Consider the following 12,510-nt stretch of genomic DNA (forward strand, 5'->3'; position numbering starts at 1 on the left):
CTGCAGATGCTGAACCAGAAAATCACGCTGGATGGCGACGTCGCACTGGTCCGTAACCACTTCTCGGCTCAAGCCGTAAACAGCGGTGTGGAAGTTCCGACAGAGATCGAAAACTTCCAGATCTGGCGAAAACAGAAAGGCCAATGGCTGCTGATCGGCCGTCAGGCATTCAAGTTCTAATCCAGTCCCAGCCGACCTGTCGGCGTTGGTGATCCTCGATCGCCACGCCGACAACCCCTGCGCCGCTCCGCAAAGGCGATCATGCGGGGCCATATAATCAGCGACAGGCAGCTATCGGCCCAGTATCGGTGCAGCTTCGTGCCCTTCTCAACGTGCACCGTGACAACCCAGGATTTCCTCGCTTTTGAAGCAACCTCGATCAGCCACCACCGAGATCGATTGTTGCTGCTGGCACAGCACGACAGACTGCCGAAACGCGTACCGGATTGGTATCGCCGACGTAATCGTCCGAACTTTCGGGGACCAAGGTGCCTTGACCTCGATATTCGCCTTGTATGAAGCGTTTCATGAGCAACCCTTGCGCTGAAATCCCAGGAAACCATAGCAAGGGTTTGCTTTGGGGTCTTTACGCACTCTGCGTCGAAGGCGACCGGTCATATCCGTCAGAAATCCACCCAACGCCGGCACATACCTGCTCCAAGTCATCCAACTGATCGGCGTTTGATTTCCAGGGAATGGCAAATCAAGCGACAGTCCCATCACTCAAGACATATTCGGCATACGCTGACCCGCGATCACCATGATTTCAATACGGTAATGCGGCTTGGCCATCGGCGCCTGCACGCAAGCGCGCACAGGTGCCTCGACGTCGGCCAGCCAGGCATCCCAGAGCTGATTCATTGATTGGTAATCTGCCATATCCTTCAGCCAAATCTGCGCGCTAAGCAGTTGACCTTTGTCGCTGCCTGCCCTCTCCAGGGCTTCATCGATCTGTTTCAGCACATCACTGGTCTGGGCGTGAATATCGCCTTCAACAATTTGCGATACCTTGCCCGACAGGTAGACGGTCTGATTGTGAATTGCCGCTTCGCTGAAACGTGGGGTGGTGCCGACTTTCTGGATTGATTCCGACATTGCAATGCTCTCGGTTAACGTATGGAGGTATCAGATGTTGTCGCTCAAGCCAGCCCCTGCGCCGGACAGGCGTGAGACTTCGGAGGCGGGCACATAGGTGCGCGCGGCCAGCACGTCGAGATAGTCCTGGACGCTTTTGGCGAGTGTCGGGATAGAGCCGCTTAGGGCTCGTCCAGTCCCACTGGCAATTCTGATGCAGATGCAACTGACACCCTCGACGAGCGGGCTGGCGAAATTGTCGGGCTGTATCAAAACGGCCTCCCCGCCCGGTGAAAACTCAAGGATGCAACCCTGCCATGACAACTGCAGCGCAATGCCCAGCTGCCTGGCAGCGGCGCTGGCAAAGGGCATTAGCAACTGTGGGTGGGTCACTTTCCCGAGCAGGATTCGGCCGTTTTCGCGTAACAGGTAGGCATGGTCGCTCAGCGTTACCCCTGAGATCAGTGGGCACATCGACCTCCCCGCCCGTTCCCAACATTCAGTGCTCATGTCGGGAGTGATCTGCGAATAAGCGCACCCGTCATCCAGACGCAACTGCTCAGCCAACAGCGCCGGGCCATCCAGACCATTGCCGCTAAGCCAGCGTGCTGCTCTGCCCGCCTCTTCAGCCACCCCCCAAGACAGTCCAGCACCGCGCGCCGCCTTCTTGCAGAGGTTTTCGATTTCATTCAACGACGCATTCACAATGCTGCTCCTGACTGTCGAGACTTGGGCAGGACCAATCGTCCGCCGGCATTTTCATCAATTCATGGGGGAATGGCGCACCCTGGTACAGGGTGATACGCACCCAGCGATCCGAGCGCGGGTCAAAATGCGTGGCACCGAAAAACGACAGCTTGCAGCGCAGCAGGTCGATCGGCAGCAGTGCCTGATCAATCAAGTTGTCCTGAATGTCGGCGTACGGAAACGCGGGAGCCAACTGCACTCTGCGCACGCTGTGACGATGCTCTGGATGCTGTAGCAGGAAACCCGCCAGCCGTTGCTCATCAGGGTATGGGGCCAGTGCTGCCTGTAATTGGCCGATGTCACGGGCCACCGCCAGAGGTTGTTCGAGGTCTTGTCCGGGTTCGTTGAAGCGCTGACCTATCCGTGGTTCAAGCTTTTCTTCGGACACGTACCAGAACAGCGCCTGACTGCTCTCACTGGAGAAGTCGATACCGGCAACCCAGCTGTAGTGGGCCTGCAAAATTTCTCGCAACCGACCTACGCTCATTTCGCCATTGATGACAAAGCTCTGCTGTTCGTCCGCGTGCATGCCGTCGCCCAACTCATCCACCAGATGCGCGTAAGGCTCCAACAACAGCGAGACCAGACACTCCTGTGCTTCCAGCGACAGCACCCCCTCAGCCCAGCGATAGAGGGCGTCCCAGGGAGCGTTCTGATCCAGAATTCTGTCGTCCAGTTGTCGTTCGACCCAAGACAGGTCGTCCTGCAGCTGCAGAATGCGTGCACGTTGCAGCTCGTGTTCGGAGTGCCAGTGGCGGACACTGGCACTGGCCCGCTTAAGGTAATCGGCAAACACCCGGCGTTCTTCGGCGGACGCTTGCTGCACAGCACGGACCCTTTGCAATGCTGTCTCTCGGGCGCTGACCCAGTTGTTCAACAGCACCGGATGGTTGAGCAAAAACGGAGCCATGCCCAACCCAGTGGAGTTGCCGATACCGAAACGACGACGCAACTCCGGTACCAGGCTCACTGCACGCTGCGGTGCGCGGACCTTGGCCAGGTGCTCGACCAGATCCAGCGTGAACGCACGAATCAGATACACGGTGAGCATTTCCGCCTGAAACGGCGCAGCCAACTCTGGCCGCAGGGCGATGCTTTCACGATCCGCAGCGCCAAACTTGCCACTGCCGTAAACCGCGGTGGTGCGCATCAGATAGCCCACCTCATCGATCTCTTCGCGCTCTGGCTGGTGGCCCTCGGACAGGGTCTGCACGACATGATCGAACATGCGCACCGAACGGTTGGCCCGGGCCATGCACAGTTCACGCGATGAAATACGCCCGGCTTCCTGCCTTGGAACGTTGGCCTCAAGACGCTCCAGATCGTCGGCATCGGGTATGCCGTCGAACAGCGCGAAGGTGGCATCCCAGGCGGTGGCGATGACCCGGTCCGAGCGCATCGCCGGGTCCAGATCATGGGCGAACGCCACGAGGCTGTAACTGCGCTGTGGCCCGGTCGCGGTGTACACGGCTCGTCCTACACCCTGATTGTCGATGGTCCACACCGAGCGTTGGAACTGCCAGTGCTCATCCTTGAGGCGGCGTAGCAACTGGCGCATGAATGAAAGACGCGATTGGTGAAACGCTCCCAGTCGCGAAGCCTTCATGACAGTAGCGGGCGATCGCATATTCATTCAGTTCACTCCCTGGTCGCGGGCCATCTGTCGAGCGATGCGGATCGCATCCCAGACCGACGGCAGAATCAACAGCGAAACCGGGACCGCAGTGATTACGATGAACGATTGCAAGGCACTGACGCCCCCTTGGCCGAGCGTGATCAACGTAGCGCCAACCAGACCCATGCCTGCTCCCCAAAACACCCGCAGCCAGGCCGGCGATTCACCTTCGCCACTGCTGACAGCCATGGCCACTGTGTAGGACATGGAGCCCGCGCTGGTCACTACCGAGAAGAAGCTGAGGAACAGGAACAGTGCAGAAATCAGGTTCGGCATGGGCATGGATTGGGCGACTCCGAGCAATAGCGCCTCCGGCTGCACGCCGTGACTGATCACGCTGCCGGGTGACTGCAATTCAACACCGATTCCGGTGCCGCCCACTAGCGTGAACCAGATCATGGTGATCAACGGTGCAGCCACTGACATCAGGGTGATCACTTCACGAATGGTCCGGCCGCGAGAGACCTTGGCCACGTAGATTCCCATCATTGGTGCATAGCCGATGAACCAGCCCCAATAGAACAGCGTCCAGCCGTTCAGCCACGAACTGTCATCGCGGTACAGGGCGGTCTGGAAAAAGCTGGTGACGTGCAGTGCCAGGCTTTGGGCAAAGGTCTCGCTGAGGAACAGCGTCGGGCCAAAAATGAACAGAAACGCAGCCAGACCAAGCATCAACCACACATGCACCTTGCTCACCAGACGCAGGCCACCCAGCCCGATCACGCAAGACAGTGTATAGATCACCGTCACCGCGAGGATCACCATGGACTGGACCATGATGGTATTGGGTACGCCCCAGACTGAGTGCAGCACGAAGGCGATTTGTAGACCGAGAAACCCCACCGGCCCGATCGTACCGGCGACCACCGCAATGATCGCCGAGGCATCAGCGAACACCGCGATCGGTCCCTTGAGGGCACGCTTGCCCAGCAACGGATAGAGCAAGGTGCGCGGCATCAGCGGCAGATTCTTTTCGTGATGCAGGTACATATAAACCACGGTCAACAGGCTGCCGAGCACCGCCCAGGCCATGAAGCCCCAGTGCAAGAAAGACTGTGACAATGCCGCCACGCCGGCAGGGCCGGTTTTTGCGGCGACTTCGAAGTAAGGCGGTGGCGTGAGGAAATGCATCATGGGTTCTGCGGCCGCCCAGAACGCGCCGCCACCGGCCAGCAACGCACACATAATCATCGACACCCAGTTGAAGGTGCTGATGCTCGGTTTGTGCGTCACTCCACCGAGGCGCACCCGCCCCAGACGGGTGAAACCGATGTACAGGCTGGCGGCAAACGTCAGCAGCATCAGCACCTGCCAGTACAACCCAAAAAAACGCGTGCTCCAGGCAAAAGCGGCGCCAATCAGTAAAGAAAGAGTGTTCAGGTCGATCAGGGCGATGACCAGAAACAGCAGGAAGAACCCGCCGCTAATCCAGAATATCGACCAGTTGAGCGCACCCGCCGGGCTCTTGTGCCGCGCAGGTGTCTCGAGGCCCGCGTTGATTTCGCTTGGGATTTCCATAGTGCCTCCGCAGAGTGGGCATTCGCTAATAATTGTTATGGGCGCATTTATTGTTCTTGGTGCTTGGCGATACCCTTGGCAGGGCTTACATCAGGACAAACTGGAGCTCAAACGGCAATCCCGGAAGGCTGAGCGCTGGACTCGCCACATGTTTCAATTTGGGGCTGCGCCGGGGTGAAGTTCTCCTCAAAGAAGCGCATCCAGTTACCGCCCATGATTGCGGCAGTATCGGCAGAGCTGAAGCCCACGGCACGCAACCCCGATTCAATGTTGTGAAAGTCGCGATTATCACGGAACCACTCGGGCTGATCGGGAAATCCCGGCTCAGCCTTGGAGCCTTCGCCGTAATCGACTTCCAGGGTCCAGCGACCGACGCGCATCCAGTCGACCACGCTGTTGGGCTGGTCCTGGCAGAGGTCCGATCCTATGCCCAGCTGCTCGACCCCCATCAACTCGGCGCAGCGCGCGATCATTTCGCAAAAGCTCCGTGCGGTGCAGGCGCTCTTGTCCTTGAGGTGATGCGGGTACAACGAGAAACCGAACATCCCGCCGCTCTCACCCAAGGCCTTGAGCACGGCGTCAGACTTGTTGCGCAGTGCCGCATGCCAGAACGCCGGGTTGGCATGAGTAATGGCAATCGGACGTTGAGAAAGCTCAATGGCTTCGAGGGTCGAGCGTTCAGCGGAGTGCGACATGTCCACGACCAGCCCCACCCGGTTCATCTCACGGATCACCTGCTTGCCCATGCGGGTCAGGCCTGGGTCGTTTTGCTCATAACAGCCGGTCGCCAGCAGCGACTGGTTGTTATAGGTCAACTGCATGAAGCGTCCGCCGAGGCTATGCACCACCTCCACCAGACCGATGTCATCTTCTATGGGTGACGGATTCTGAAAACCGAAGAAGATCGCCGTACGCCCGGTCTGCCGCGCGAGCGCGACATCACTGGCCCATTTACCGTGCAGAATCAGGTGCGCGTAGCGCTGAAATCGTTGGTTCCAGGCTTCAATGTTGGCGACCATCTCGCGAAAGTTTTCGTGGTAAGCAATAGTCACGTGCACGGCGTCAACGCCGCCGGCGCGCATTTGCTGGAAAATCTTCTCCGACCAGTTGTCGTACTGCATGCCGTCGATCCGCGGCCCACGGGCGGCGAATGTTTGCGCCGGGCTCATAGCGGTGCTCCAGCGGCGATGTAGCCGGTCTTGACGTGGGTGTAGAACTCCACCGCCGATCGACCTTGCTCCCGCGGGCCATAGCTCGAGTCACCGCGGCCGCCAAACGGAACGTGATAGTCAGTGCCTGCGGTAGGCAGGTTGACCATCACGCAGCCCACCCGAGCGTTGCGCCGGAAGTGAGTGGCGCGCGCGAGGGAGCGGGTCATGATGCCGGCCGTCAGGCCGAAACGGGTGTCGTTGACCAGGCTAAGCGCCTCGTCGTAACTATTGGCCTTGATCACACAGGCAATCGGTGCAAACAGCTCTTCGCGGTTGATGCACATGCTGTTCTGGCCGCCGACGAACAGCGCCGGTGCCTGGTAAAACCCCGGCGTGGACAGTTCAAGGCGTTGACCTCCGGTGAGCAGTTCGGCCCCTTCCTCACGGCCCAACTGGATATTCGCGAGGTTGGCCTGCAGTTGCGCCTCACTGGCCACCGGGCCGATCTGGGTACCGGGCTCCAAGGCATGGCCGACCCTTAGCGCCTGAGTAGCGACGAGCAGTTTTTCGACAAAGGCGTCGTGAATGTCCGCGTGTACGATCAAGCGCGACGACGCAGTGCATTTCTGTCCGGTGCCACCGAAGGCGCCGTTCGCTGCGCAGCTCACGGCCAGGTCCAGATCGGCATCGTCCATGACGGCCAAGGCGTTTTTCGAGCCCATCTCCAGTTGGACCTTGGTCAGATTGGCAGCTGCCGAGGCAGCGATGCCCTTGCCCACGTCCACCGAACCGGTAAAGGAAATAGCGCTGATACCCGGATGCTCGATGAGCGCCTGGCCAATCTCGGAACCTGCGCCCATCATCAGGTTGAACAACCCCTTGGGTAGATCCTGACGAGAGATAATTTCCGCCAGGATGACCGCGCTCGCCGGGGTCAGGTTGGCCGGTTTCCAGACCACGGCGTTGCCGAATGCCAGCGCTGGTGCGATTTTCCAGCAGGCAGTGGCCATGGGGAAATTCCACGGCGAGACGATCGCCACCACACCCACCGGCTCGCGACGGATGTCGATCTCGATGCCGTCACGCACCGAATCGGCGGTGTGACCTAACTGACGCAGAGTTTCTGCGGCGTAGTAGGTAAAGAACTGTCCGGCGCGATATACCTCACCGCGGCCTTCTGCCTGCGGCTTGCCTTCTTCGCGGGAAAGGACCTGGCCGATTTCCTCGGCACGCTTTATCAGTTCCTCACCGAGGCTCATCAACACCTTGTAGCGCTGCTCGATGCCACTGCGAGCCCAAATTTTCTGCGCGTCATGGGCTGCGGCGACCGCGCAATCCAACTGTGATCTGGTGGCCTGGGCGTATAGACCGATCAGATCGTTGGTGTCTGAGGGGTTGCGGTTTTCGATCTCGCTAACGCCTGCAAGCCACTGGCCGGCGATGTAGTTGCAATGCTTCTGACTCATGAAACTCTCCTGAGCGGCACACTCGGCAAGACGTAGCCCTGGTGTGGTTTGAGAGAATTATGAGCCGGTGTTAATTTAAGTAAATCTAATATAATTTAACTTTTTTTAAGTATTATTTAATCCCCTCTTCAATCATCAGGGCTCTCCATGAGTATCAAGATCTCCAACCTGCAGTTCTTCGTCGCGGTCGCCACCAGCCAGAACCTTTCCCAAGCCGCCCAACGTCTGCATCGGACCCCTGCGGCAGTGTCTTTATCGCTCAAGCAACTGGAAGAGGAACTGGGCGGCTCGCTGTTCGAGGGGGAGCGCAAGAACCAGCTCAGCCCGCTGGGGCGTTTTGTCTTACTTGAGGCTCAACGTGAACTGGCGCACTTCGAGCGCACCATCAGCACCATCAAGACCTACGCCAAGGCGGAAACCGGACTGGTCAGAGTGGCAGCGGTGCCCTCCTTCGCTATCACGTTGCTGCCGCCAATACTCAAGCAGTTCCATGAACGACATCCGCAATTCCACCTGGATATCCGCGACATGGACTCCGCGCGGGTGGTACAGGCAGTGCTCAGCGGCGAAGTGGATATCGGCATTGCCACGGTGCCGGCGATCATCCCCAACATCGAACAGAACCACCTGTTCTCAGATGCATTCTGCGTCGTGTGCAGCAGCGACAGCAGCCTCAACCAACTGACGCGGCCGGTGCGCTGGAGCGATCTGGAGGGGCATAACTTCATCAATAGCGGGCTTGGCGCCGAGATCAACGCTGCCGAATTTCGTCACATCCGTGACCAGTCAACCCTCAGCGTGAGGAACACTACCTCGCTATTGGCCTTGGTGGGTCAGCGTATGGGAGTGACCTTGCTCCCTGAACTGCTAAGCCGCTCAAGCGCTAGCGGCAACTTGAAGTTTCTACCCCTTGAAGATCCTGGCATCGTGCGCTCGGTGAGCGTGATTACCCAGCCCAGAGAGACACTCAACCATGCGTCCTACACTTTTCTAAGGGCGCTTAAAGAAAGTCGATTTGCTGGAAGTTCAGGTTTGCTGAGCACCACTTCGCGGCCATGAGTGGCAGAGAACGGCCAGAAGCAGACAGTGGACATTCGAGAAATACCGCAACCTTCCCGCAAACCCCTTAACGCTCAGATGCTGCCGTGGGAACCAGACTTCCCGCGATCTGGCGCATTCCGGCCTCCCCCCTCCAGCAGCGATTAGACGTCCAGCTCAGCAAGGGCATCACGCTCAGCAAAGATGCTCGCCATTTCAGCGGCGTTCCGGGTTCCCCAAATGCATAAGGGAAGAATTGCTTCCGACAAACTGCTACCCAGCGGCGTCAGCGTGTAGTCCACGCGCGGCGGCACTTCCCGGTAATCATTACGGGCGAGCACGCGGTCACATTCAAGATCTTTCAGCTGCTGAATCAGCACTTTGTCGCTAACGCCTGGGATCAAGCGTTTCAACTCGCCATAGCGTTTGGGACCGTCGCGCAGAAAAAAAAGTATCAGTGGTTTCCACTTGCCCGAAATGACGCGCAGTGTGGCGTTGAGCCCGCAGCCGGTCCCGCAAACTTCATCTGATGTGGTCATCATAACCTGCCTACTTACCAAAAGGTGCATACTTGTCCTTAGGTTATCAGGGATGCATCCTTGTTCTCAAGTAAGCAGTATTGCTTGCATCAACCTTCAACCGAGGATGCACAACATGACTAGACTCAATGGCAAGACCGCCGTGATCACCGGAGGCGCTACCGGCATCGGCCGCGCAGCGGCGAAGCGTTTCATCGAGGAAGGCGCTTTTGTCTATATCTTCGGCCGCCGGCAGCAGGCCCTGGACGCCGCAGTGGCAGAACTGGGGCCCAATGCCCGTGCTGTGAAAGGCTCGGTTTCCAATGAGGCAGATCTCGGCAGGCTCTACGCAGCGGTGAAAACCGAACGCGGAACCCTCGACATCGTCTTCGCCAATGCCGGCGCTGGTAGCCCCCTGCCGCTTGGCCAGATCACCGCCACGCACATTGACGAAGCCTTCGATACCAACGTGAAGGGGACAATCTTCACGGTGCAGCAAGCATTGCCGCTGATGGGCCCAGGCAGCTCCATCATCCTCACCGGTTCGAGCGCCGGCACCACGGGAGCACCGGGATTCACCGCCTACAGCGCGAGCAAGGCGGCCGTGCGCAACCTCGCCCGGACCTGGGCCGAAGACCTGAAGGGCACTGGCATCCGCGTCAATGTGCTCTCGCCTGGCGCGACGGCGACCGAGTTGGCCAAGGAAGCGTTGGGTGAAGAAGGTCAAAAGGCATACGGTGCCATGACCCCACTCCAGCGCATGGCCGAGCCAGCGGAAATTGCCGCGGTGGCCGCCTTTCTGGCCTCGCCGGATAGCAGTTTCATGACCGCCAGCGAAGTCGCCGTCGACGGCGGACTGGCACAACTCTAACCAGTGGCGCCCGACAGTCATCCGACAATCTAAAGCATTGTCGGGCGTGGTAAATCCTAAGGAAGACAGTATGAGCTACGCAATTATCGGCTTCGGCAAGATCGGCCATGCGCTGGCAAGAGCGTTTGCCCGCAAAGGCATCGAAGTAGCCGTGGCAGCCACCCGCAGTCCTGAAAGCCTCGCAGCCGATGCGGCTGCTATTGGGCCTATGATCATCCAAAAACGCTGACCGACGCCGCCAGCGCCGAGGTTATCTTTCTTGCCGTGCGTTTTGAGTCCCACCTGGAGGTCGCGAAGGCGCTGCCAACCTGGAAGGACAAGACCGTCATCGATGTGACCAATGCGTACCGTGTCTCGCCTGAAGAGCTGGGTGGTGAGCCATCGTCCAGGGCAATCGCTCAGCGTTTACGGGCGCAAGATTGGTGAAGGGCTTCAACCATTTGGGCTCAACTGTCCTTGAACAGGATCCGACGGTGCAGGGTGGTATAAGAGTCGTCTTTTTAGCCAGCGACGATGACGCTGCCGCAGAGGAAATCGGTTCGCTTGCAGAAACCCTTGGCTTCGCACCGATCAAAATGGGAGGGCTTTCGGCAGGTGGACTACTTGTGCAGGCCCGAGGCAACAGCTGGGGTCAATTGATCTTCAAGGACTTGGTCAAGCCGGACTGAGCAATGGTGACTCGATCCCGCCTGTGAAAGCAGATATTGATGCGTGTGTAGGATGGCCGCGCCAGTACTTCGCCACCTCAGCCTTTGCCGACGAAACCGTCCCTAGTGACTAAACCAAAGTCTTCTGGGTGGTCAGGGCCATCCTCAGCAAACATGGTATTCGCTCGCCGGTCTTGCTTGATCCCAGATGCGCAAGAGCAAGATTCATCCTTGAACTTCATGAGGTGCGGGACGTTGAAAGCCAAATCACACCATTGCTATTGTCAAAAATCAGCTCAGTGCTTTCGATTCCTGTGTTCGTCCTCCATCAGCTACTACCAGACCAAGGAGGTGGAATAAGCTCGGCAGAACACAGCATCACTTACTGCGAAAAATGTGTGTTAGATGAAATCGTTTTAGGGCAACGGCGTAGCTTGAAAAAACCTGGCGCTATTATTGGTTTTCCGTGTGTACCCAGCATCGGGTACCGCTCTCGACAACAAGAATCAAAAACGACAATTTATATTTTACCGACGCAATACTTGCAGCACTTTATGAAATGGATAAGATAGCGCCATTTATCGCCAAACATGCCCCTGCGCCCTACCCAACGACACCGGTAATCACGATCAGTCGGAGTGGGCGAGAGGCGCTTGTGAGAATTAGCTTGCTATTTCAGCGCTGGATGGGCCAAGTGATTAAAATGGTGCTGGTCTCATGGCAGATGGCCTCCAAATAAAAAAGCATGATGTTTTAGATTTGATTGATGTTTTCAGTCAAGTTGCTTTACGAAAAATCCAATTGGGTTCTAGCTTTGACTCCCCTTGCTTGTATTATTTAAGACCGCAATATCGCCCACACCTCGCAATCCACGAAGAAAGAACATTGGAAAACTCTCTTGGAGATATTTTGCTGGCGCAATCCGGTAATAGAATAGGGTTTTTTCTCATTTTTCGCTGCGCTCTTCAAAATTGGCATAACGCGGCCTCTACTGTACCATTACATGGAGTCCGCTTCTGATTCATTAAAGACAGTAAAACAGATTAAAAACCACTTATTGCCAATAATCTGCGATCTCAAAGCCCAAAAAAAAGACACCTAAGGTCGGTGTCTTCATAAAAATCAATGTGTTAGGAGGTTTTTTTTACCGGTTCCTGACAGCTGCTTCGAGAGATTCAGAATCCTTAATCGCCGCCCTCAAACCAAACATCTCGTTTACCGCGTCACATCGATCGACATTTCGTTCGCGTACCTCGCTACTGCCCTGAACAGATCCCTCAGTGTCAATCCGCCAAATAAACAAATAAACTCCTCAGAAAATCCTGCCCGCTATTTTTCGGGCAATTTCACAATCCGGACCGGCTCTACCTCAAGGACGAATAATGAAACACGCTATCGCAATCGTGCTGACTTCCACGAGCCTGGCGGCATGGGCTGATCCTGTGACGCTGCCGATGATCATCCAGATGCAGAAGCTCGCGAATGCGTCGATGTGTGAGTCATACAAAGGCGATACGTCGCCGCTTGGCAAGGCGATGAACAAGCAATGCCGCAATAGAGCTAGAGCGGAATTCGAGGCGATACAGGATGAGAAGCCGCTGAGGGACTGCATCAAGCCTGGAAATGTCATCGACGAGGACGTCAGGAAGTGTATGAAAGGGATCTGACCTCGCCTGTTTGCGGGGTATTTAAGCACAAAACGATGCGATTACGGTTGAAGGCCTGATAGGCAATGAGGGCCAAAACATACGTTTTAGAGCCTCGGAAGCGCAAAAACACACGTTTGCAATATCCGATAACTGTCA

The 12,510-nt window shown here is 57.1% G+C and carries 14 protein-coding genes and 2 pseudogenes; 8 read left to right on the top strand and 8 right to left on the bottom strand.

Annotation, left to right across the window (positions count from 1 at the left end; all coding sequences use genetic code 11):
• Positions 1–180, top strand: a pseudogene (locus ACRER8_RS08855) (nuclear transport factor 2 family protein); the annotation flags it as partial.
• A gap of 253 nt (positions 181–433) precedes the next feature.
• On the opposite strand, the pseudogene ACRER8_RS08860 reads toward ACRER8_RS08855, so the two are convergent.
• From ACRER8_RS08860 to ACRER8_RS08890, 7 genes and pseudogenes are all read right to left on the bottom strand, one after another.
• Positions 434–529 (bottom strand): annotated as a pseudogene (locus ACRER8_RS08860) (hypothetical protein); the annotation flags it as partial.
• Positions 530–723: 194 nt separating this feature from the next.
• Positions 724–1,095: a RidA family protein gene (locus ACRER8_RS08865; protein WP_431745952.1), complete on the bottom strand. Its 372-nt coding sequence runs from the start codon at positions 1,093–1,095 to the stop codon at positions 724–726.
• Between the two features lie 30 nt (positions 1,096–1,125).
• Entirely contained in the window at positions 1,126–1,779 is a 654-nt protein-coding gene (locus ACRER8_RS08870) for a DUF3726 domain-containing protein (RefSeq protein WP_431745953.1), read from the bottom strand.
• Positions 1,760–3,454 carry a hypothetical protein gene (locus ACRER8_RS08875; protein ID WP_431745954.1) on the bottom strand — a complete coding sequence of 565 codons (1,695 nt, stop codon included), beginning with the start codon at positions 3,452–3,454 and terminating at the stop codon, positions 1,760–1,762. The genes ACRER8_RS08870 and ACRER8_RS08875 overlap by 20 nt, the downstream gene beginning before the upstream one ends.
• On the bottom strand, positions 3,455–5,014 hold the full coding sequence (locus ACRER8_RS08880) for a BCCT family transporter (RefSeq protein ID WP_431745955.1): 1,560 nt from the start codon (positions 5,012–5,014) through the stop codon (positions 3,455–3,457).
• A gap of 107 nt (positions 5,015–5,121) precedes the next feature.
• Complete coding sequence (locus tag ACRER8_RS08885; RefSeq protein ID WP_431745956.1) at positions 5,122–6,183, bottom strand: membrane dipeptidase; 1,062 nt, start codon at positions 6,181–6,183, stop codon at positions 5,122–5,124.
• Positions 6,180–7,631: an aldehyde dehydrogenase family protein gene (locus ACRER8_RS08890; RefSeq protein ID WP_431745957.1), complete on the bottom strand. Its 1,452-nt coding sequence runs from the start codon at positions 7,629–7,631 to the stop codon at positions 6,180–6,182. Before ACRER8_RS08890 ends, ACRER8_RS08885 begins: the two co-directional genes overlap by 4 nt.
• Before the next feature lie 147 nt (positions 7,632–7,778).
• Between ACRER8_RS08890 and ACRER8_RS08895 the strand changes: the two genes are divergently transcribed.
• Complete coding sequence (locus tag ACRER8_RS08895) at positions 7,779–8,690, top strand: LysR substrate-binding domain-containing protein (RefSeq protein ID WP_431745958.1); 912 nt, start codon at positions 7,779–7,781, stop codon at positions 8,688–8,690.
• Positions 8,691–8,833: 143 nt separating this feature from the next.
• Here ACRER8_RS08895 and ACRER8_RS08900 read toward each other — a convergent pair whose 3' ends face one another.
• On the bottom strand, positions 8,834–9,208 hold the full coding sequence (locus ACRER8_RS08900; RefSeq protein WP_431746003.1) for a winged helix-turn-helix transcriptional regulator: 375 nt from the start codon (positions 9,206–9,208) through the stop codon (positions 8,834–8,836).
• A gap of 115 nt (positions 9,209–9,323) precedes the next feature.
• Between ACRER8_RS08900 and ACRER8_RS08905 the strand changes: the two genes are divergently transcribed.
• The 6 genes from ACRER8_RS08905 (at position 9,324) to ACRER8_RS08930 (ending at position 12,372) form a co-directional block, all read left to right on the top strand.
• Positions 9,324–10,058, top strand: coding sequence for an SDR family NAD(P)-dependent oxidoreductase (locus ACRER8_RS08905; protein WP_431745959.1), 735 nt, complete (start codon positions 9,324–9,326; stop codon positions 10,056–10,058).
• Between the two features lie 70 nt (positions 10,059–10,128).
• Positions 10,129–10,287 carry an NAD(P)-binding domain-containing protein gene (locus ACRER8_RS08910; RefSeq protein WP_431745960.1) on the top strand — a complete coding sequence of 53 codons (159 nt, stop codon included), beginning with the start codon at positions 10,129–10,131 and terminating at the stop codon, positions 10,285–10,287.
• Positions 10,288–10,322: 35 nt separating this feature from the next.
• Positions 10,323–10,484 carry a hypothetical protein gene (locus ACRER8_RS08915; protein ID WP_431745961.1) on the top strand — a complete coding sequence of 54 codons (162 nt, stop codon included), beginning with the start codon at positions 10,323–10,325 and terminating at the stop codon, positions 10,482–10,484.
• Positions 10,481–10,726: a hypothetical protein gene (locus tag ACRER8_RS08920; protein ID WP_431745962.1), complete on the top strand. Its 246-nt coding sequence runs from the start codon at positions 10,481–10,483 to the stop codon at positions 10,724–10,726. The genes ACRER8_RS08915 and ACRER8_RS08920 overlap by 4 nt, the downstream gene beginning before the upstream one ends.
• Positions 10,727–11,422: 696 nt before the next feature.
• Positions 11,423–11,725, top strand: coding sequence for a hypothetical protein (locus tag ACRER8_RS08925; protein WP_431745963.1), 303 nt, complete (start codon positions 11,423–11,425; stop codon positions 11,723–11,725).
• 362 nt (positions 11,726–12,087) lie between these two features.
• A complete protein-coding gene (locus ACRER8_RS08930; RefSeq protein ID WP_431745964.1) occupies positions 12,088–12,372 on the top strand; it encodes a hypothetical protein in 285 nt (94 codons plus the stop codon).
• The last annotated feature ends 138 nt before the right edge of the window (positions 12,373–12,510 follow it).

It is taken from the genome of Pseudomonas sp. (assembly GCF_050739935.1).
Taxonomy (GTDB): Bacteria; Pseudomonadota; Gammaproteobacteria; order Pseudomonadales; family Pseudomonadaceae; genus Aquipseudomonas.